20 protein-coding genes and 3 tRNA genes are annotated in these 21488 nt (G+C 38.5%); 12 read left to right on the top strand and 11 right to left on the bottom strand.

Going from position 1 to position 21488, the window contains the following annotated elements:
- Positions 1-4: 4 nt before the first annotated feature.
- From QWY93_RS15670 to QWY93_RS15680, 3 genes are read right to left on the bottom strand one after another with little or no spacing between them, the layout of a single operon-like run.
- The gene (locus QWY93_RS15670; protein WP_290249338.1) at positions 5-2221 is read right to left on the bottom strand and encodes a molybdopterin oxidoreductase family protein; all 2217 of its coding nucleotides are present in this window, start codon (positions 2219-2221) and stop codon (positions 5-7) included.
- Between the two features lie 23 nt (positions 2222-2244).
- Positions 2245-3297 (bottom strand): MFS transporter, encoded by a 1053-nt coding sequence (locus QWY93_RS15675; protein ID WP_290249339.1) that lies wholly within the window; start codon positions 3295-3297, stop codon positions 2245-2247.
- 20 nt (positions 3298-3317) lie between these two features.
- A complete protein-coding gene (locus QWY93_RS15680) occupies positions 3318-4514 on the bottom strand; it encodes an MFS transporter (RefSeq protein ID WP_290249340.1) in 1197 nt (398 codons plus the stop codon).
- A gap of 1 nt (position 4515) precedes the next feature.
- Here QWY93_RS15680 and QWY93_RS15685 point away from each other — a divergent pair, with 1 nt between their 5' ends.
- Together QWY93_RS15685 and ilvA are read left to right on the top strand one after the other, a co-directional pair.
- Positions 4516-4800 carry a hypothetical protein gene (locus QWY93_RS15685; RefSeq protein ID WP_290249341.1) on the top strand — a complete coding sequence of 95 codons (285 nt, stop codon included), beginning with the start codon at positions 4516-4518 and terminating at the stop codon, positions 4798-4800.
- A 232-nt stretch (positions 4801-5032) separates the two neighbouring features.
- Positions 5033-6283: a threonine ammonia-lyase IlvA gene (gene ilvA / locus QWY93_RS15690; protein WP_290249342.1), complete on the top strand. Its 1251-nt coding sequence runs from the start codon at positions 5033-5035 to the stop codon at positions 6281-6283.
- A gap of 521 nt (positions 6284-6804) precedes the next feature.
- On the opposite strand, the gene QWY93_RS15695 is transcribed toward ilvA, so the two are convergent.
- The 3 genes from QWY93_RS15695 to QWY93_RS15705 all read right to left on the bottom strand — a co-directional run bounded on the left by QWY93_RS15695 (position 6805) and on the right by QWY93_RS15705 (position 7170).
- A tRNA-OTHER gene (locus tag QWY93_RS15695) sits at positions 6805-6862 on the bottom strand.
- 114 nt (positions 6863-6976) lie between these two features.
- A tRNA-Asp gene (locus tag QWY93_RS15700) sits at positions 6977-7050 on the bottom strand.
- A gap of 46 nt (positions 7051-7096) precedes the next feature.
- A tRNA-Asp gene (locus QWY93_RS15705) sits at positions 7097-7170 on the bottom strand.
- A 286-nt stretch (positions 7171-7456) separates the two neighbouring features.
- On the opposite strand from QWY93_RS15705, the gene QWY93_RS15710 reads away from it, so the two are divergent.
- The 5 genes from QWY93_RS15710 (at position 7457) to QWY93_RS15730 (ending at position 11776) form a co-directional block, all read left to right on the top strand.
- Positions 7457-8410 carry an acetyl-CoA carboxylase carboxyltransferase subunit alpha gene (locus tag QWY93_RS15710; protein WP_290249343.1) on the top strand — a complete coding sequence of 318 codons (954 nt, stop codon included), beginning with the start codon at positions 7457-7459 and terminating at the stop codon, positions 8408-8410.
- A gap of 117 nt (positions 8411-8527) precedes the next feature.
- Positions 8528-9376, top strand: coding sequence for an MBL fold metallo-hydrolase (locus QWY93_RS15715; protein WP_290249344.1), 849 nt, complete (start codon positions 8528-8530; stop codon positions 9374-9376).
- On the top strand, positions 9363-10148 hold the full coding sequence (locus QWY93_RS15720) for a patatin-like phospholipase family protein (protein ID WP_290249345.1): 786 nt from the start codon (positions 9363-9365) through the stop codon (positions 10146-10148). Before QWY93_RS15715 ends, QWY93_RS15720 begins: the two co-directional genes overlap by 14 nt.
- A 6-nt stretch (positions 10149-10154) precedes the next feature.
- Positions 10155-10715, top strand: a complete 561-nt coding sequence (locus QWY93_RS15725; protein WP_290249346.1) for a 1-acyl-sn-glycerol-3-phosphate acyltransferase — start codon at positions 10155-10157, stop codon at positions 10713-10715.
- A gap of 110 nt (positions 10716-10825) precedes the next feature.
- Positions 10826-11776, top strand: coding sequence for a YihY/virulence factor BrkB family protein (locus tag QWY93_RS15730; protein ID WP_290249349.1), 951 nt, complete (start codon positions 10826-10828; stop codon positions 11774-11776).
- Positions 11777-11784: 8 nt separating this feature from the next.
- Here the strand turns inward: QWY93_RS15730 and QWY93_RS15735 are convergent, their stop codons facing one another.
- The 3 genes from QWY93_RS15735 to tyrS all read right to left on the bottom strand — a co-directional run bounded on the left by QWY93_RS15735 (position 11785) and on the right by tyrS (position 15098).
- Complete coding sequence (locus QWY93_RS15735) at positions 11785-12552, bottom strand: SDR family NAD(P)-dependent oxidoreductase (RefSeq protein ID WP_290249352.1); 768 nt, start codon at positions 12550-12552, stop codon at positions 11785-11787.
- A 258-nt stretch (positions 12553-12810) separates the two neighbouring features.
- On the bottom strand, positions 12811-13512 hold the full coding sequence (locus QWY93_RS15740; RefSeq protein WP_290249355.1) for a TetR/AcrR family transcriptional regulator: 702 nt from the start codon (positions 13510-13512) through the stop codon (positions 12811-12813).
- A gap of 287 nt (positions 13513-13799) precedes the next feature.
- A complete protein-coding gene (gene tyrS / locus QWY93_RS15745) occupies positions 13800-15098 on the bottom strand; it encodes a tyrosine--tRNA ligase (protein WP_290249356.1) in 1299 nt (432 codons plus the stop codon).
- Positions 15099-15427: 329 nt separating this feature from the next.
- On the opposite strand from tyrS, the gene QWY93_RS15750 reads away from it, so the two are divergent.
- The gene (locus QWY93_RS15750; RefSeq protein WP_290249357.1) at positions 15428-16402 is read left to right on the top strand and encodes a GSCFA domain-containing protein; all 975 of its coding nucleotides are present in this window, start codon (positions 15428-15430) and stop codon (positions 16400-16402) included.
- 167 nt (positions 16403-16569) lie between these two features.
- Here the strand turns inward: QWY93_RS15750 and QWY93_RS15755 are convergent, their stop codons facing one another.
- Entirely contained in the window at positions 16570-17478 is a 909-nt protein-coding gene (locus tag QWY93_RS15755) for a TolB family protein (RefSeq protein WP_290249358.1), read from the bottom strand.
- 352 nt (positions 17479-17830) lie between these two features.
- On the opposite strand from QWY93_RS15755, the gene QWY93_RS15760 reads away from it, so the two are divergent.
- The 4 genes from QWY93_RS15760 (at position 17831) to QWY93_RS15775 (ending at position 19775) form a co-directional block, all read left to right on the top strand.
- Positions 17831-18046, top strand: coding sequence for a DUF2752 domain-containing protein (locus QWY93_RS15760; protein WP_290249798.1), 216 nt, complete (start codon positions 17831-17833; stop codon positions 18044-18046).
- On the top strand, positions 18039-18458 hold the full coding sequence (locus QWY93_RS15765; protein WP_290249359.1) for a TM2 domain-containing protein: 420 nt from the start codon (positions 18039-18041) through the stop codon (positions 18456-18458). The genes QWY93_RS15760 and QWY93_RS15765 overlap by 8 nt, the downstream gene beginning before the upstream one ends.
- A complete protein-coding gene (locus QWY93_RS15770) occupies positions 18433-19401 on the top strand; it encodes a DUF4097 family beta strand repeat-containing protein (RefSeq protein ID WP_290249360.1) in 969 nt (322 codons plus the stop codon). The genes QWY93_RS15765 and QWY93_RS15770 overlap by 26 nt, the downstream gene beginning before the upstream one ends.
- 107 nt (positions 19402-19508) lie before the next feature.
- Positions 19509-19775, top strand: a complete 267-nt coding sequence (locus QWY93_RS15775) for a GlsB/YeaQ/YmgE family stress response membrane protein (RefSeq protein ID WP_290249361.1) — start codon at positions 19509-19511, stop codon at positions 19773-19775.
- A gap of 173 nt (positions 19776-19948) precedes the next feature.
- Here QWY93_RS15775 and QWY93_RS15780 read toward each other — a convergent pair whose 3' ends face one another.
- On the bottom strand, positions 19949-21433 hold the full coding sequence (locus QWY93_RS15780; protein WP_290249362.1) for a M28 family peptidase: 1485 nt from the start codon (positions 21431-21433) through the stop codon (positions 19949-19951).
- Positions 21434-21488: the final 55 nt, after the last annotated feature.

The following is a 21488-nucleotide window of genomic DNA, read 5'->3' on the forward strand; positions in this document are numbered from 1 at the left end:
TGGGTTATAAACTTTGATAGGCTTTCGATAATTTGATATCAGGGGCTTTTTTTCCAGATGGAATTAACTGGCAGGCACAAACTTTGAATTCAGGGATCTTGGAAACCGGATCCAATGTGCCAATAGTCAATTGATTAGCAGACTGCTTTCCTCCCCAATGATAGGGGATAAAGACCGTGTCTTCCCTGATAGTTTCCACAATTTGGGCAGGAAATTCACCTTCTCCTCTCCGGGTTTTGACCTTAACCAATTCCCTTTCCTGAATACCATATTGGTAGGCTAATTTGGGATGGATTTCCAATAAAGGCTCTGGGTATTGGTCCACCAACTTTCCAATCCTCCGGGTTTGGGTACCGCTGAGGTATTGGGAAACCACCCTTCCTGTTGTTAATACTACTGGGAATTCTTTGTCTACCACTTCGGAAGGTTCCCGGTAAGAAACCGGGTTGAAATGAGCTTTTCCGTCCGGCGTTTTGAATTTCCGGTCTTCCCATAGTCTGGGTGTTCCTGGATGGTCCTCTGAAGGACAGGGCCAAAAAACACCCATGTTTTTTTCTATTTTTTCATAGGTAATGCCAAAGTAATCCGCAGTTCCTCCTTTGGAGGCCACCCGTAATTCATTAAAAATGGCCTCACTATTTTTATAATTAAATTTATCCCCTGCGCCTAATCTTTGGGCAAGTTCAATGAGGATATCACTGTCTTTTCTGGCTTCTCCCGGTGGGGTGATTGCCTGGTTGATTTTTACGACCCTTCCTTCTGCTGTGGTAACGGTGCCTTCCTCTTCTTCATGAAGAGAACCAGGAAAAATAATGTCCGCATGCCTGGCAGTTTCATTTAAAAAGAAATCTATGCATACATAATATTCCAGTTTTTCTAAAGCTTCCCTGACAAAGTTGTTGTTGGGAAGAGATACTAATGGATTAAAACAAATAGATATTAACCCTTTGACCTCACCTCTATGGATGGCTTCAATCAGTTCATAGGCAGTCAAACCTTTTCCAGGCATGTCCTTTTCATCAATGCCCCAAACTTCAGAAATGTATTTCCGGTGTTCGGGATTGGTAATGTCACGGTTTCCGGGAAGTTGGTCACATTTGTGCCCGTGTTCCCTTCCTCCTTGGCCATTTCCCTGCCCGGTGATGGTCCCATAGCCGCAATAGGGTTTTCCAATTCTACCCGTAGCCAAGACAAGGTTAATACAGCTTAATACATTTTCCACCCCTTTGCTGTGGTGTTCAATACCCCTGGCATGTAATAGAAAACTGGTTTTGGCTTTTCCCCACCATGAGGCAGCTTGCTGGATTTTTTCTTTTGGAATGCCGGTTGTTTCTTCGGCCCAATCCAAATCATAATCCTTTACCGCATCAATGGTTTCTTGAAATCCACTGGTGTAATTGTCGATAAATTCATGATCCAGCCAATCATTATCAACCAAGATTTTGAGCATGGCCCCGAAAAGTGCAGAGTCCCTTCCAGGCCTGACAGGTAAATGTAGGTCAGCTGTTCTGGCAATTGGGGTAACCCTGGGGTCTACTACAATAAGTTTGGCCCCATGATCCCTGGCTTCCCAAATGTAATGAGTCAGGGTGGGGAAGGTTTCGCTAATATTGGTTCCGGCAATGATGATGACCTCGGCATGTTTCAGGTCACTCCAGTTATTGGAAATCCGGTCGAGGCCGAAGGCTTTTTTATTGCCTGCTCCTGCACTTACCATGCATAAACGGCCATTGTAATCCAAATTGGCTGTTTTAAGTGCTACTCGGGCAAATTTGCCCACCATATAACTTTTTTCATTGGTCAGCGAAACTCCGGAAAGCATGGCAAATGCATCATTCCCATATTCCTTTTGAATGCGTTGGATTTCATGAACAGTCCTGGTCATTGCTTTTTCCCAGGAAGTAGGTTCAAACCCTTTCCCTTCCACTCTTTTCAATGGGCTTAAGATCCGGTCAGGGTGATTGTTTTGTAAATACCGCTGAACCCCTTTGGGACAAAGACGGCCCTCATTAAAGGGAAATTCCATCCAAGGTTCAAATCCAGCAATTTTATTGTCCTTTACCTTTAACTGGATGCCGCATTGCATACCACAGAAACAGCAATGGGTTTTCACCAATTTGTCCGGTTCACTGGACCCCTCAAAACCGCCTTTTGGCGTATAAGCCTTGTGAGGACCGTATTTTTCAATGAGTTTTTGGTGCGGTACAGGGATTTTAGACATATTTTATTGAGTTTATTTTGAGTTTATCCAAAAAACTTTCCTGATTCTTTTCGAGCTTGGAAGTGGGCTTTGGCCAGGGCAGACCTTTTTCCTTCTGGTGAATAATCCAGGTGGTTTTGCCCATTTTCCAAAGAAAAATCAAAACCCAACTCTTTGGTTACCTTTTTTAAGTCCTCCACATGGGTTTTAGAAGCAAATTCCTCCCCTGTATGGGGACATTTTGCCATCCCCCTTCTTTTTCCTTCCACTATATAAATATTGGCTCCCACCTGGGCTAATCTTTGGAAAATATGAAAAAACTTTCCAAATGGCATCCAAATCAAAAACAGGATAACCGTAACCGCATGGATGACGGACATAAACTGGTTGGTTCTGCCCTCCAGAAATGTATAATCATATGTAATTCCCAAACCTGTCAAAGAAATAGCTATCAGCAATATTAATGGAAGCCAATCCCCTTCAAAGGTTTGGGTAGCTATCAGGCCGCCATTAGTCAATCTTCTTTTTAGCATGATGGCAGCCCCAATGGTGACTAAAACCGAACACCATACCAATGCATGGAAAGTCATAAAAGCTATAGGGGAGCCCAGGTCAAACTGACCTACAGGAAAACCAAAGAAATTAGCTGTATATACCGTAGCCCCTGGTTGCAGGGTAAAATGTATCCAACCAAAAGTAAGTGGGATTGTCACTGCAAATGCAATAAGACAACCGGTGGCCAGCATAAAATGGCCCCACCAACGGGCTTTTCCCCTAGGGTAAATAAATCGTTGGAAAAGGATATTTTTAAAAAAAAGACCTATTGATCTTGTGGCATATTTGACAAAATCCTTGCTTAAAAGAAATTGCCAGCTCCTTCTCCAATAAAGTCTTGTGGGAGGCCTTTGCAGCCAAACAGAATACCGGTAGGCTATTCCAAAGACTGCAAAAATGGTTCCCATCAAATAGCCAATCAAAGCAGGGTCAAAATTTTGTAGGTCCCTGGACCCAATGAATACCAAAATGATGGCTAAAATTGCTGCAACCGAGGCTTTGATGAATGCGGTTTTGTTTAATGTATTCAAAAATTTAAACATCCTTTCAAGTTATTTTAGGTTTAACTAGGTCTTTCAGCATTCTTTCTGTGGTAAAAATACCAGTTGACGCCAGTGGCCAGAATCAAAAAAGCTCCTAACAACCAAAAGAATCCATCTGCGCTGCCGGTATGACTAATAAAAGCACCTATAGCAAGGGAAAAAACAAATGGGCCATAGGCCGCGATGGCAGCTGTCCATCCAATAACTCCTGCCGCTTGACGACTACTATGCTTGAATATAATAGGAAATTGTCGGAATGTCGATGCATTTCCTATTCCAGTAAAGAAAAATAATACCATCATTACCCCAATAAATAATGGGAACTGCTCCATTCCGGATGGGTTTACCAAACCAAAGGAAAGAAGAGTAATTACACCTGATAATAATCCAATTCCTGTTAGGGTGGTCAATACAGCACCACCTACTTTGTCAGCAATAAATCCAAATAGCACCCTTGATGCAGATCCAATCAATGGACCATAGAAGGCGTATTTTAAGGGATCCGGAGCAGCTTCAAACTTTCCATAAAGGCTTTGAATCATCATCGGAAAGGCTGCAGAAAGCCCTGCAAATGTTCCAAAGGTCATAAAATAGGTAATGGTGCAATTCCATGTATGCTTGTCCTTGAATATGTCCAATTGTTCCTTAAAACTCGCTTTCACCGGAACACTTTTTAAGAAATACCAACAAAGGATCCCAATTATTATTAATAGGGGAGCATACCAAAATGCCGCACTTTGAAGGAAGAATTCCTCGTAAACCATATTTCCAGTTGCTCCATCCAATTTTTGGATCACCTGGGGAGCACCATAAAGGGCAATGCCAATCATGACCGGAGTCATAAACTGGGCCAGGCTTACCCCAAAATTCCCAATGCCTGCCTGAATTCCCAGAGCCGTTCCTTTTAACCTGGAGGGAAAAAACAAACTGGTGGAAGGCATGTATGAAGAAAAGTCTCCTCCGCCAAACCCAGCGGTAAAGGCCAATATCATAAATACCCAAAATGGGGTTCCAGGATTCATTACGGCCAGTCCAATACCAATTACTGGGATTAATTTAATTAAGGTGGAAATGGTAATAGTGTGCCGTGTCCCATAGATGGGGATAAGGAATGTATGTAAAATCCGAAGGGTCCCAGCCGCCAAACCGGGCATAGCAGCCAACCAAAACAACTGGGTTTGTGTAAAGGCAAATCCAACTGAATTAAGTTTGGTCACAATGGCACTTATCATAAACCATGAAGCAAACGAAAGGGTGAGGGCTATTGTAGTTATGGACAAGGTGGTCCAGGCAAGTTTTTTGCCTTTAGTATTCCATAGTTCAACATCCTCCGGATTCCAGTATTTTAACCATGTTTTATTCCTTTTTGAAGTCTTTGATTTTGTGGTTTTTTGGGTAGGGATAGTAATCGAAGCCATGACAAAGTATCATTTGGTTAATGCGGTTGTAAAGGTAGGTGAGGAGAATATCAGGAAAGCTGACAAATGTCAATTTGAAACATGATAGATTTTACCCTGATAAAATTGATTAAATGAAGGAAAGGATTTTGTCTTATAAGGGGTTTTAGGGTTTTAACTTTTGATCTAGTTTTTGAACAATTACTATTTGAAAATTTACCATAATCTAATTTCCAGTTCTTTACTTGGGGAGTTTGACAATTAATAAAAATGGTACATAAACCATAAAAAGTTTTTATATTTATATATAGAAGATTACCCAAAAACGCAAAGAAATCATGAGTGCTGTTACTTTCGAGGGAATAGTTCAGGCGGGCCACTTATTGGCCAATGTGGTTACCTCCACACCATTACAATACAATTACCAATTGAGTGAGGAGTATGGATGTAACCTTTACCTCAAAAGAGAGGATCTTCAAGTAGTCAGGTCCTATAAATTGAGGGGGGCTTATAATATGATTTCAAATTTAAGTGAAGAGGAACAATCAAGAGGGGTTGTTTGTGCCAGTGCAGGAAACCATGCCCAAGGAGTTGCCTTTGCTTGTAAAAATTTGGGCATCAAAGGAACGATTTTTATTCCCTCTACCACTCCTCCCCAAAAAATTAAAAGGATGCAATTATTTGGAAAGGATATGGTCAAAATAGTTTTGACTGGAGACACTTATGATGATGCTTTTCAGACTGCTTCCAGTTTTTGTCAGGATAGGGGGGCAGTATTTGTTCATCCCTTTGATGATGTCAAAGTAATAGAGGGGCAGGGGACAGTAGGTAAAGAAATTCTTGATGAAGCTAAATTCCCAATTGATTATCTGTTTTTACCCATTGGCGGCGGAGGATTGGCAGCAGGAATTTCGACCTATTTTTCAAAAATAAGTCCCCAAACCCATATTATCGGTACTGAACCGGAAGGAGCCCCTTCCATGTTGACCGCTATTCAAAAATCCTCTACCGTTCCACTGAAGGATATTGATGGTTTTGTTGATGGAGCGGCAGTAAAAAGGGTAGGGGAAATTCCGTTCCAAATTTGTAAGGAGAGTATCAAGGAAATGCATTTGGTTCCTGAAGGGAGAATTTGTACAACCATTTTAGATTTGTATAATAATGAAGGTATTGTGGTTGAACCAGCTGGAGCCATGACATTAGCTGCTTTATCCTTGTATGATAGAGAAAAAATTAAAGGGAAAAACGTGATTTGTGTGGTCAGCGGTGGAAACAATGATATAATGAGGACGGCTGAGATCAAAGAGCGTTCTTTATTGTATGAAGGCTTGAAGCATTACTTTATGGTTCAATTTCCGCAAAGGCCTGGCGCCTTAAAGGATTTTGTCAGTAAAATCCTTGGTCCCAATGATGATATAGCCTATTTCCAGTTTACCAAAAAGAACAATAGGGAAAATGGGCCGGCAGTAGTAGGTGTAGAATTGAAAGACCCAAATGATGTGCATGGCCTTTTCAAAAGAATGGATGAAAAAAGGATCAAATACAATTACCTTAATGATAACCTGGAATTGTTGACACTGTTGATGTGATCGGGCAATGTTATCGAGCTTAGTAATTTTAATTTTCTCGCTGAGGCACAAAGATTGCTAAGGTTAATAAATATAGAAACTTTTCACTCTTTTACATCTTGGTGAGCAACCAAATAGTCCTAATTTGTTATAAAGGCTTTGAGAAGTTGGCATTTTTTATTCCATTAATAAGGAAAGGTGATTCCAAAACCCAGGTTTTGCAATTGGGTTTCTCCAAGAGTGAGTAAGGTTTTCATTTGAGGGAAGAAGGCTCACAAGGCAATAATAATCAAAAAGGGCCCGGGCTTTATTTCCATTAACCCTGAGTTCCGTATTAGGGGTAATAATCATTGACCGGAAGTTGAAATCACTAATTAATTCCATCATCTAGGTTTTAAAATACTGATTATCAAAGATTCGAAATTGAAAATGTCGAATAGTATTCCTTACTGCAATTTATTATTCCAATGTAGATTAAAATTTTATTGAGATATAATTTTTTAGCTTTTTCGTGGAACTGACAGCCTGTCCCGAAGGAGATCGGGAGGACTCGAACCCGCGACCTTCCCGTTTGGGCGGGACATTCTAACCAACTGAATTTATTAGTGGGAAAAGAAGGGTGGATAAAATGGGACCTTGAAATCCAATCCTAACCAATTCAAACTTTTGGAAAAGGACATAAAAAAAAGCCTAACAAAACTGTTAGGCTTTAAGCGGAATGGACGGGACTCGAACCCGCGACCTCCTGCGTGACAGGCAGGCATTCTAACCAGCTGAACTACCACTCCTTTGGTTCATTTTGAGTCTATTTAAAACTCTTTTTTATAATAAAAGCGGAATGGACGGGACTCGAACCCGCGACCTCCTGCGTGACAGGCAGGCATTCTAACCAGCTGAACTACCACTCCGTTTTTTCAATTTGCAGCATTTTATGGCTTGTTAACCTCTTTTTGCTGTTTTCTTCTCGTTTGAAGTGATGCAAAGGTAGTAGTTCTTAATTTTATTGCAAAGCCTTGTCCTTAAAAAAAATCACCCTTAGGATTATTACTCTCAATATCAGGGTAATAAATTTTAAATTATTTTCGGCCTTATAAGTTTTTCTAAGAAGTTGGGCAGAGATATAAGGAAAGCTGCTATTAATGATATTTCTTCAGGAATATCTTTTTATCTTTGTAATGGTTAAAAATTGTAAATATGGTATTAGAATTTGAAAAGCCAATTGCTGATTTAGAACTTAAACTTCAGGAAATGAAGGATTTGGCAAAGGGCAGAGATGTAGATTTATCTGCTGATATTCAGTCATTGGAAGAAAAGATACAAATTTTGAAAAAAGAAACATTCCAAAATTTAACCAGATGGCAGAGAGTACAACTCTCCAGACATGCTGACCGACCTTATGCCTTGGATTATATCTATGAAATCAGCAATGATTTTGTGGAATTGCATGGCGATAGAAATGTAAAAGATGATAAAGCGATGATCGGAGGACTGGGTGATGTGGATGGTCGGACCGTAATGTTTATTGGCCAACAAAAGGGCAGAAATACCAAACAGAGACAGGAAAGGAACTTTGGTATGGCCAATCCTGAAGGTTACAGAAAAGCCCTTCGTTTGATGAAAATGGCCGAAAAGTTTGGTAAACCCATTGTTACACTCATCGATACTCCGGGTGCTTTCCCTGGGTTAGAAGCTGAGGAAAGAGGTCAGGGGGAGGCAATCGCCAAAAACCTTAAAGAAATGTTTAAGTTAAAAGTTCCGGTCATTTGCATCATTATTGGTGAAGGTGCATCGGGTGGAGCATTAGGTATTGCGATTGGAGATAAGGTATATATGTTGGAAAACACCTGGTACTCAGTAATTTCTCCAGAATCCTGCTCTTCTATTTTGTGGAGAAGCTGGGATTACAAAGAGCAAGCAGCAGAGGCGCTGAAGTTAACTGCATCTGATATGCTGGAAAATAAACTGATTGATGGTATTATCCCTGAACCATTGGGAGGAGCCCATAAAAACCTTAAGGATATGTCCCAGACGATCAAGGAAAAAATAATTGAAGCCCTCGGAGAGTTGGATAAATTGAAACCCGAAAAAAGAATTGATGCCCGTATCGATAAATTTTGTAGTATGGGAGTGGTCAATGAAAATAAATAATCATTACTTTAATTTTGACCTCTGTTTTTACAGAGGTCTTTTTATTTAGGCCAGCAAAATTAATCCCTTATTAGGGTACTTTCTGGAAATAAATATTAAAATCAATCAATGTAATTTATGAAATTACATATCATTCATACAGGTTTTTTTAAACTTGATGGTGGAGCCATGTTTGGAGTGGTCCCCAAAACTTTATGGCAACGTACCAATCCTGCAGATGAAAAAAATATGTGTACCTGGGCCATGCGTTGTTTATTAGTTGAAATGGATAATCGCTTGATACTAATAGATAATGGCATTGGGAACAAACAGGATGAAAAGTTTTTTTCCCATTATTATCTTCATGGCAAGGAAAATTTAATGGGGTCGCTAAAAAAAGCAGGTTTTTCCCCTGATGACCTTACTGACAATTTTTTGACCCATTTGCATTTTGACCATTGTGGGGGAGGGGTAAAGTACAAAGAAAATGGTAAGCAGGGGTTGGAATTAGTTTTTAAAAATGCAAAATATTGGATCCACAAAGACCATTGGGATTGGGCGATACAGCCTAATGCCAGGGAAAAGGCTTCTTTTTTAAAGGAAAATATCCTTCCATTGGAAGAAAGTGGTCATTTGAATTTTTTGGAAGAGGAAAAGGGTACTTTTCTTCCTAATTTTGATTATTTCACGGTCAATGGACATACTGACAAGCAAATGATTCCCAAATTAAATTATTATGGGAAAACAATTGTATTTGCTGCCGATTTGCTGCCCTCGGTGGGACATATTCCACTACCTTATGTAATGGGGTATGACACCCGCCCCTTGATTACACTGGAGGAAAAGAAAATATTTCTGGAAGAAGCTGCCGAAAAGGGCTACATTATATTTCTAGAGCATGATCCAAAAAATGAATGCTGTACTCTCAAAAAAACAGAAAAAGGGGTTAGGTTGGATCAAACATTTCCGCTAAGTGAAATCTTATAAAAAAATAGGAATAGCCCTATCCGGAGGTGGAGTTAGAGGTATTGCCCATTTGGGAGTTATTAAAGCTTTGCAAGAAGCAAATATTCCAATAGAAATGGTTTCTGGTACTAGTGCCGGAGCTATTGTGGGAGCGCTTTTTTGTCAAGGGTTTTCTCCCGATGAAATATTGGAAATAATTCTCCGGACCAACTATTTCAGGTTTATCAGGCCTGCAATTAGTTGGAAAGGAATATTAAAAATGGATATGCTGGAAACCCTTTACCGGAAATATTTGGTTGATAATAGCTTTGAAAGCCTAAAAATTCCCTTAAGCATTACTGCTACTGATTTTAAAAAAGGAAAATCGGTTTATTTTTACCAAGGTGAACTGATTCGGCCACTTTTGGCTTCCGCTTGTATTCCAGGGATATTTGAGCCGATTAAGATTGGAAACAGGCATTATGTAGATGGTGGAGTGTTAAATAATTTGCCTGTGGAAGCCTTGGAAAAGGAATGTGAGTACATTATTGGGGTAAATTGTAATCATCTGCCTGAGAGTGACAATGTCCATAATATGAAGAGGATGATAGAAAGGACAGTAATTATGTCGATTAATTATAATGTTTACAGCAGAAAAAATAAATGTGATTATTTTATAGAACCAAAAGGCTTGGCAGAGTTTGGGGTTTTTGATATTAAAAGTGCCCAAGCTATTTTTGATACCGGTTATAAGTCAACACAGGAATTTATTCGATCAAATAATGCCATAACGGAATTGGGAAAAGAAAATTAAAAAAGAATGATGAAATTAATTTCTAGGTTTATTTTTTGGATAACTGGTTGGAAAGTGATGGGAGGCTGGCCTAAGGGATTGAAAAAAGCAGTCCTGATTGCTATTCCACATACCAGTAATTGGGACCTTTTGTATGCCAGAGCGGCATTTTTTCTGATGGATATACCGGTTAAGTTTACTATTAAAAAAGAGGTAATGGTAGGGCCCCTTGGTTGGTTGATCAAAGTGTTAGGAGGAATTTCAATTGATCGAAAGCGGATATCTGGGAAGAAGAGACAGACCTATACAGAAGCTATGATCAATATGTTAAAGGAAAAGGATCAATTGGTAATAATGGTTACCCCTGAAGGGACAAGGAGTTTTGCACCAAAGTGGAAAACTGGCTTTTACCGTGTGGCTCAGGGGGCAGAAGTTCCGATTGTGATAGGTTATTTGGACTATAAGAAGAAACATGCCGGAATCGGACCTGTTTTTATGCCCGATGGTAATATGGATGGTCAGATTGGTGAAATGAAAGAATTTGGTAGGAAAATAACGGGAAGACATCCAGAAAAAGGTATAAGGTAAGTAACATATACCATCGAATATTTTTTAATTTATCAAAACTTTTCTTAGTTTCCTTAACTATCTTAAGATAAGATAGTTGTAATAAAGTTGGTATTTTTAAGGCTAAAGAAATGATCGATAAAATAAAGGAGATGACCGTCTTTCAAATACTGAAAGATAGCGTCATTGCTTTTGGGAAAAGTGACTCCATGAGTTATGCTGCGGGTACGGCATTTTATACCATTTTTAGTATGCCAGCCCTCCTTATTATTGTTTTAAATATTGGATCTACCTTTTACCAAAAAGGTACCGTAAAGGAAGAACTGCTTAACCAAGTGGAGCAACTTAGCGGCCCGGAAAGTGCCGAAACCTTGGATTCGATAATATATAATGCCTCCTTGGAAACAGAAGGATTTGTCCCAAAAATGGTCGCCATAGGAGTAATCCTATTCAGTGCCACCACGGTATTTGTAAGCTTGCAAACCAGCATTAATCATATTTGGCATATTAAACCGATGCCGGAAAAGGGGCTGCTTAAATTTGTCATAAACAGGCTTTTAAGCTTTTCATTGGTAGCCTCTATTGGTTTTGTGCTATTAGTATCCCTGATTATTGATGCCTTGATAGTGATATTTTTCAATTATGTGGAGCTTTTGATTAAAGGGGTATCCATTTATTTGGCTACTCTCACTAGTTTTGTGTTTACCCAAGGGCTTATGGTTGTGATTTTTGGTTTGATGTACAAAATTTTACCCGATGCAAAGGTCCGATGGCGTTCGGTTTGGTTAGGGGCAATTGTTACCATGGTATTGTTTGCCTTGGGAAAATACCTTATAGGTTTTTATCTGGGGAATAGTGATGTGGGCAGTGCTTATGGAACTGCAGGATCACTGGTAATAGTTTTGGTTTGGGTTTATTATTCGGTAATTATTTTCCTGTTTGGGGCACAGATAACCTATTTTATAGCTGAAAACATTGGAAAAGGTATTCAACCCATTAAACAAGCCATTAAAGTCAAGATTGTAGAACTTGAGGAGGTGGATGAACCTGAAGATGATAAAATTGAACAAGAAAAAACCTAATTTACTGTTCAGGCATTATAGCCACCATCAGCCCAATAAACTGACCCGGTAGAATAAGATGCTGCAGGGGAAGCCAAAAATAAAGCCAAAGCCCCGATTTCATCACTTTCCCCCATTCTTTTGATAGCAAGCCTTTTGATCATAGGTTCCAAAACGGCTTCATTTGACCATATGGCTTCACTGAATTTTGTTTTAATAAGCCCAGGGCAAATGGCATTGACCCTTATTTTCTGTTGGCCCCATTCTTTTGCCATCACTTTGGTGAGGGATATCAAAGCCGACTTGCTGACACTATAAATTCCTAATCCAGGTTCCGGAGAAATGGCTCCAATGGAGGTGATGTTGATTATGGAAGCACTGCTTGATTCCCTCAGATAGGGTAAGCAAAGCTTTGCCAACTGAAATGGAGCTTTAAGGTTCACATCAATAATTTTGTCAAATGCCTTGATACTGGTTTCATGAACAGGCCCGTAAACAGGACTGGCTCCAGCATTATTGACCAAAATATCCAATTGACCGTAGGTTTCTATTGTTTTATTTACCAAGGCGTCCAAATCACTCATTTTACCGACATTGCAGGCAATTCCTGTCACATCATAGCCTTTTTTGTTTAGAATATCAGCCAATTCGTCCAATGCTTCTTGTTTTCTACTGCTGATAACTACTTTGGCGCCTGCTGCGGCAAAAAACTCCGCTATACTGAAACCAATTCCTTTACTGGCCCCGGTAATGATTGCCACCTTGTTGTCTAGGGAAAATAGGCTTGATAAATCCATGTGTTTCAAAAGTTTATAGTGTCACAAAAGTTGACTTAATATAAAAAATTTCCTAATTATTCGACTTAGTGCCCCTGAAATTTTTTGATGATTATTTACAGGAAATACTGGAGTTTTAATATCGCTAAACCAAATTTTTAATGAAAGATTTATTCCTTTTAAGCTTATATGATTTAACCGATGCCTATAAAAACAAAAAGCCCACTTTAAAAAAGTGAGCCTTTCGATGGGATATATGTCAGATTTAGAAATTCAGCATTAAAATAGGCTACCCTGTACTGCTTTGGGCTTTTGAGCCTGGATGGTGCCTTTCAGCATATCATGAAGCAATTTGATAAATCCATTCTTCCAGTTTTCCTGGCTTATTTTTACTTCTTTATGTTCATATTCTATCGGTCCACGTAACCTTTCATAGCCGATCAACATGGTCCATATGGTATAAAAGGTAATTTCCGGTTGGAGGTCCGGACGCATGCTTCCATCTCTTACCCCTAAAGAAATAATTTGAATCCCAATCTTGGCTGGCTCATGATGGATTTCGAGCAAATGGCTAAAATGGGGGCTTTCCAATATTAAAGGGTCAATCTGTTTTCTCTTAGAATTATCATTATAAAGGGCCATTATTCCCATAAAATTCAGAATAGCTTCATGATACATCCTGTTGCCCTTTGAAAAACTTAAAAAATTATTGACTAAATCTGTAATGAGGGAAATTCCATTTTTCCCTTTGGCTTTTTGAGTTTCCTTAAAGATATTCTTTAGCTCCTCAAAGGCCTTTTTAGTAACAGCCATATAAAGGTCTTCCTTATTCTTATAATAAAAATAAATAAGTCCTTTACTCATTTTGGCCTGCTTGGCAACTTCATCCATTTTGGTAGTATGATACCCTTTGGAAGAAAAAAGCTTAATGGCTGCTTCTAATATATCTTTTTCTTTTTGCTGTCTTTCTAATTTTCCCATGAACTTTAAAATCCATTTTTCCTTAACAGGTTTTAAAAATATTGAACTTTATTTAAAAGCTGTAGTTAAACCTGAAATATTTTTAAAGTTTTCTAATTTTTAAGATTGAAGTGGGAGAGTAAAAGTACCTGTTTTTTAGAGCAATACGGAATTTTGACTAAAGTTTATTTGATTTGAATTTTGTTTAAAAGTAAAGAGTGGAGAATTATTTATTAAAACCAAATTAATCTAAAAAAGAAACCACTTTCTAAAAAGCAAAATAAAAGGGGCGGGGAGCCCCTTAGGTATTAGTTTAGTACTTTGATGATAAAGTAATTTTTTTTGCCTTTTTGAACCAGCAAATATTTATCCTGAAGCAATTCGGTACCTTCCAAGCTGCCTTGGGGATCGGTCAATTTGCTTTTATTGATACTGACTCCTCCACCTTGAATCATTTTCCTGGCTTCCCCTTTTGATTTGAAAATGACTCCCTGGCCTTTGTCACCCAAAAGGTCAAGTACTCCATTGACATCTTGATATTCCCCCTGTGAAATTTCTACCTGCGGAACTCCATCAAAAACTTGAAGGAAAGTCCGTTCATCCAGAGAGGCCAAATCCTCAGTGGATGATTTTCCAAACAGAATAGAGGAAGCTTTAACAGCCATTTCATAATCAGCCTCTGAATGGACCAAAATGGTGATGTTCTTCGCAATTTCTTTTTGCAATATCCTTAGATGAGGAGCTTCTGCATGCTCTTTTTCCAGGTTCTCAATCGTGTCCTTATCCAAGGTGGTAAATATCCTAATATATTTGGATGCATCTTCATCGGATACATTAAGCCAAAATTGATAAAAAGCATAGGGGGAAGTTTTTTCAGGATCCAACCAAACACTACCCCCTTCAGTTTTACCGAACTTAGAACCATCTGCCTTGGTAATTAAAGGAACAGTAAGCGCAAAGGCATTGCCTCCGCCCATTCTTCTGATCATTTCAGTTCCGGTCACAATATTACCCCATTGGTCAGATCCACCAAGCTGGACCGTGCAATTATTATTTTTCCATAAATGGTAAAAGTCATAGCCTTGGATCAACTGATAGGAAAATTCAGTGAAAGAAAGGCCATTTCCATCTTCCAAGCGCCTTTTTACACTGTCTTTGGCCATCATATAGTTAACTGTAATGTGCTTTCCAACATCCCGTATAAATTCTAAAAAGGAAAATTGGGAAATCCAATCATAGTTATTGACCAATTCGGCTTTATTGGATTTATCATCTTCAAAATTCAGGAATTTAGCCAATTGCTTTTGGATGCCGGAAATGTTTTTATCCAAGGTAGCCTTGTCCAGCAGGTTCCTTTCGGCAGATTTAAATGAAGGATCTCCAATCATTCCTGTAGCACCTCCCACCAAAGCAAAAGGTTTATGCCCTGCTCTTTGAAAATGAAGGAGGGTCATTACTCCAACTAAATGGCCGATATGTAAAGAATCTGCTGTAGGGTCAAATCCAAGATATGCAGAGGTAATCCCTTTATTTAGATGTTCTTCTATTTCCGGTGTCATATCCTGGAGCATTCCTCTCCAGCGCAATTCTTCTATAAAGCTGTTCATAGAAATTCTTAGCTGCTTTTTAATTATTTAAAGCTGCAAATATAGGGTTTGTGGTCTTAGAAATAAAGCATCACAAAAATTATAAGTTAATCCACTAGAAATCAGAAGGCGGGAGGACTTACTTTATTGAGTTAGTTAATCCATTAAAAAAAATGATCTAATGAGGAAAAAAGATTATTTGTTCCCGATATGGTCAAAATCTTTTTTTTCCTATCTTAAAGAGAACAATCTTAAAATGTATTTTCGTTGATAAAGTTTTTTACCAATGGAATAGGAGGAGCATGCCCTTCAAAATTTTCGATATAAATTTAACTATAGACAATATGCCCATGAGTACATTTAGAAGTGAACTAAAGATTTCCAAGAATCCTACTAAAATTGAAAAGGGATCCAAAATCCTCTCAATGGGGTCGGGGTTTTCATCCATGATGGCAGAAAATCTGATGAGATATGGTTTAAATATTTCCAACAATCCGTTTGGCCGGGTGTACAACCCCATATCAATATTTAACCTGCTGGAAATAGCCGGTAATCACGTTCAGGTAGATGAAAAACAAATAACCGAATACGATGGGAACTGGAATCATTTTCAGTTTAATTTTTTAAGAAGGAGAAAATCTCCAGAGGATTTGCTCAACAATATTAATATAAAGGTCGAGCAGGTCCGGAAAGAATTTTTTAAAAATGAGTTTTTGATATTGAGCTTTGGGTCAGCTTTTGTTTTTAGGCATAAGGAAACCAAACAAGTAGTGGCCAATTGTCATAAAGCCCCTCAACACCTTTTTGAAAAGGAGTTATTATCAACCGAACAAATCCTAAAAGCATTTCGGCATATTTATCCTCAGCTCAATCATTTTAAGGATATTATATTGGTGCTCAGTCCCGTGATGCACACTAAGGATAGTATTACCCTTAATCAGGTCAGCAAATCCGTATTAAGGGTGGCAATGCATCAGATTGTATCAGAGTTTCCGGAAGTAAAATATTTCCCTGCTTATGAATTTTTGATCAGTGATTTGAGGGATTACCGTTTTTATGAGCGGGATTTCTTGCAGCCCAATCAAATGGCCTCAGATTACATCACTTCCAAATTCAATGAGGCTTATTTTGACCCTCAACTTTATGAAATCTCCAAGGAAATGGATGATATATTGCATGGAGTGGAGAGCATTCCCTATAACCCTCAAAGCAGGGATTTTGTTTTTGAAGTTAATAGTGCAATTAAATCCCTACAAGAGCTTGATTCCAAGATTGATACCCGATTGGCCATCAATTTATTGGAGGCCAAAATAAATCAGGATTAAGATCTAAAAAAAAGCCTTCCAGGCTTAATGACCCTGGAAGGCTTTTTGGGCCTTGGTTAATGGCTATTGAGTTGTTAAAAGGTTAAGTGGTACATTTGCTGAAAACAATTTATGCAGAATTTAATGTTTAACCCCTGAAAATCAAATAGTCCATTTTTTATCTTAATCTATTCCTTTTCATTCCTTTCCATCACCAAAACCAGGCGGTTTGATTTGGGACTAATGGCCATTCTGCTTATGGCACCATAACCAGGCATCGTTACCTTTGCAATTTTGACCCAGTCTTGGCTTTTCTTAATTTTTTTGATAAACAGTTCTTGGTCCCTGGCCATCAAAAGGGTGTTTTTATCCAACCATATAAAATCAACAGCACCACTTAAGGCCACCCCAAAATTGGACTGCACATTTTCTTCCAGGTCGTAAGCTTTGATTTCATAGGTGTCCTTTCCGTTGATTACCACATTGGCTCCTTTATCCAAAAATGTCACTTGGCTGGTTTTAGGTCTTTTTTGGATACTTCTTCCAACGTTTTCTGCCAAGGTGACCACATTTTCCCTGCTACGTGGATAAATCAACTTATTGGGTTCCCCTTCTATATTCATCGCAGCTATATTATTGTACCAATCATAATAATTGACAGGCTCAATGTCATCATAAAGCAATTCGGGTTCCCCAAAATTGATGGGGTATAACCATAATCTTTTACTGTTGTCTTCTTCTACGGTGACAGCAGAAATGTATTTGCCACAATCTGTCAATAGGGGGGAATATTCATTTTTTGTTGAAGTCCTGGTCATATTGGTGAACTTCCCTGACTCAAAACTATACAGAAAAATATCAAAATTCCCTTTTTCATCCGAGGAGGAAAACACCATTTGATCATCGTTGATGAAAAATGGTTGATTGTCATAACCCTGCCTATCTGTGATTTTTTTTGCACTTCCAGGAATAATACTGAATTGACCGAGAAATTTTTTGGTCTCTAATGAAATAAGGTCATAGGAGCCTTGAGCATATAGGTTTTGAGAACCTAAAACCAAACTAATAAGAAATATAAATAGGAAATGTTTTTTCATGTCTAACTAATATTTAGCTACAAATCTCTAAATTAAAAAAGTAAATCAAAAACTTTAAAGATACACCTATTTCTTCGATGGTTTCCAATTGGTAGCCAATGGGTCAAAATTTGTTTTAAATCCCAAATTATATGTATTTAATAGTTCGAATTCGGACATTTTTTTGTTCGGTTTTGATACAAAGAAATTTTAGGATATGACTTGGGAAGGCCAAAACTGGTATTTTTAACATATGGCATTCTTTTAGTAATTTGAAAACCGATAGATAAGTAGACAGGCCTTGAAAAAATCATTTCCTACAGAATTAATTTTATGGTCCATTGCCCTCCTTGGTATTCTATGGATTGACCCAATGGCTACCCATTCTTTTTCCCTCTGTCCAATTCATGGGTTGGGGGGAGACTGGTGTCCTGGTTGTGGATTGGGAAGGGCTATGAAATTGATGATTATGGGGAAATGGGGGACTTCCTGGGAAATGCACCCCCTTGCAGGTTTCGCATGGTCAGTTCTTCTTATCCGTATTTTTCAACTAATAAAACAATTAAAAACAAAGCAATATTATGGCTAATGTATTAAAACACCTCCCGGAACTGGAGGGTATGGAGCTTGGATATGTACAAGGTATCCTTAAAAACATGGATGACGAACAGGCAAATCTTTTTGCTCAAGTGTACCGGGCAAGAAGGAAAGATAACCAAATGATACTTATCCTGGCAATTTTGGGTTTTTTTGGATTTGCGGGTTTGCACCGGTTTATTTTAGGGCAAATAGGCCTTGGCATCCTTTACCTCCTTACAGTAGGGTTATGTTGGATAGGTACCATTGTGGATTTGGTAAATTATAAAAGTCTCGCCTACGAATATAATATCAAAATTGCCCATGAAACTTTGAATATGATGTCCAACGGGGGTATGACAGGTAATGGAGGTACTACTCCAAATGGAAATGAATCTGATGAGGCATCCAAAGGCCATGCATAACAGGTGTTTTTCTTCCCTTTATTGGCTATTGCTAATTCCCCTATGGAGTCTAATTAACTCCTGCAACAATGGACCCAAACATGCAATCACAAATATCCAAAAGGAATTGGATGGAATAAGCAAAGTGGAAATAAATGGTGGGCCCTTGGAAGTAAGCTATGAAGGAGATGCCAATCGGTCAAATTTTTTCCTAAACGCATATTTTGAATCTGCTAATAAAGAAGTCCCAGGAATAGAATATTCTATAGTAGATGATTTACTAATTATCAGTTTCGATATAAGTGGTAATTTCCCAGGTTGGCTCAGCAACAATAAGGGGTTTATTAGTCTAGCGGGCCCTAAAAATGTTAAGCTTGTTATCAAAAATGGCTCAGGGCCTGTTTTTGTAAAAAATGTGGACCATAAGGAAATCATTATTAATACGGGATCTGGAAAAATGGAAGTGTCCAACTTATCGGGGAATAAAATCCATTTGAGTGCTGGTTCAGGAAAAATAAATGGGGAGAATGTAGCCGCAGATATGGAGATTACCGTTAGATCTGGTCATGGAAAACTCGAAAATTTGAAAGGATCGATAAAAGGGGAGGTCAGCAGTGGTTACTTGGAACTAAACCAAGTGGATGGAAAGGTAGATGGAAAAGTCAGTTCCGGAAAAATGAAACTTCAGAATGTAAGCTCCCTGGGAAATTTAAAGGTAAGCTCAGGTTCCATTCAGGTGGAAAATGGAGGATTAGGTTCCAGTACTTTTTTGGAATGTTCTTCCGGCTCCATTCATATTCAGACAGATGATGATTTGAGTAATTTTAATTTTTATTTAAAAGCTTCCAGTGGAAGTGTCAAGGTTGGAAATCAAAAGGATGGGGATAAATTGGAAATAGATAATGGAGCCCCGGAAACTGTTAATGGTAATGTAAGTTCCGGTAGTATTCGTATTTTAAATTGACAAGGATGGTTTGAAGAAAGAGGAAGTATGTTTCAAAAATTATTTCCTTGTCAGGAAAAAAATAATAATGGATAATGATTATATTCCATAAATAATAGAGCAAAATTATGGAGATCATTTGGTGGCTTATATTTGGGTTAATTGCAGGGGCTTTGGCCAAATGGATTATGCCCGGCAGGGATCCGGGAGGGATATTTATAACTATCCTGATTGGAATTGGAGGCGCTTTTGTCGGGGGAATAATAGGAAGAGCTCTTGGATTTGAAAGTGCGGGAGGAAGTAGTCTGGGCTGGGGTTTGGTCTGGGCAGTTATTGGCGCATTGATTATCCTTTATATTTGGAAAAAATGGCTTGGACCCAGATTTTCCAAATAAAAATCACCAAATAATATTCACGCAAATTCGCAAAGAATAAAATAAGGTGTAATTTTTCTTAATTACACCTTATTTTATTTCATTTTTATTCATTTCTCTTCACTCTTTGTTCTTAAGGAAATGGGTAAATGAACATTGAAGATCTCAATAGCAGTAAACTTCAAAAAAATCCATTAGTATCCATAAAGTGATTTTCCTGCAGCTTCATATTTATCCCCCGGTAACCAAAAAGGTTGCTCCTTCATATTGGCGATTTTTTGGGCTGTCAATAGATAGGATTTCCAATATTTCATAACATATTCCAGGTCCATGCTATCAACTTCATCTGCTGGTTGATGATAATATTTCATGATTTCCTCATCAAAAGCTGTAAAGCCTAAACTAAATGTTGGAGCTGGTATCCCCTTTTTAGCAAAATTGACATTATCTGACCTGTCATATAGCCCTTGTTCAGGAGAAGGATCCGGGATAGTTTTTAATCCATAATGATTTATGGCTTCCTTGATAAGAGGATCAGCTGTGGACCTTCCCAAACCAACTACGGTAATGATTTCTGTATTATTATATCCACCATTATCGATATTGAGATTATAAATAATTTGGTCAAGGGGAATTAATGGATTTTCTGCAAAATAGGCAGAACCCAACAAGCCCTTTTCTTCGGCCGTCCAGGCGCAAAGCAGAACAGACCTTTTGGGTGGATTTTGAGCAAAATATTGAGCAGCATTGATAAGGGCTACAGTTCCTACCGCATTGTCTCTGGCACCATTATAAATGGAATCACCTTCTGCATCAACTCTTCCTACCCCTAAGTGGTCAAAATGGGCAGAAAGCATTACAAATTCATTTTTGAGTTGGGCGTCCGTCCCTTCAATTTTGGCAATTACATTACGTCCTTTGATCAATTGGTTGCCTTTGCTTTCTATGGAAATTTTGGCTTTTACAGATTTATTCTGATCTATGAAATGCATCAATTTACCATCTAGGTCCTTGACCCAGAAATAAGGAATGCTGGAGGGCTGATCAAAACTTTCGGCAATGGTCAGCCTGGGCTTATTAAGGTAATTGGTAAGCAAACCCCAAGGGGTATTGGGCAAATGGTACATTTCTATCAAACCAATGGCCCCTTTTCCTTTTGCCCATTGCTGCTTTTTTCTTCCAAGTTCCAGGATTTCCGCAGGATTGGTCTTTCCAGGTGCCCCCACACGGGTCACCAGGATTTTCCCATTAAGATCAATATTTTTAAGGTTTTCCTCCAAGCCATAACCTGCAATTTTCAATTCAAATTTCCCTTTCAAACTTCCCCCATCCATCATCAACAAATTATCACCATGTTTTAAAAGGCTGGTGTCCAATTGGATCAGGGCAGATTGCGGAGGTTGGGATAAGCGAAAGGGGATAGGCTGGAAATATCCATTAGCATTGGAAAGTTCCTTTGCCCCATATTTCCAAAATTGGTTAGCGATGTATTTTGCGGCAATATCTATTTCAGACCGGAGGGCATCTCTTCCTTTGAGTTCATCTGATGCTAAAAAACGGAAATGAGCCAGTGATTCCTTTGGTTTAATAACCTGGTCAATGGTTTGCCCTTGGGCATTGGTGAAAAATGAAATGGAAGTAATAAATATTAAAAGGAGGGAGGAAGTAGGTTTTTTCATATTTTTCTGAAGGTTTCCAAGTAAAGATATTCATTTAAAGGTATATCAGCAATTG

Origin of the sequence: Echinicola jeungdonensis (genome assembly GCF_030409905.1) — a bacterium.
GTDB lineage: Bacteria > Bacteroidota > Bacteroidia > Cytophagales > Cyclobacteriaceae > Echinicola > Echinicola jeungdonensis.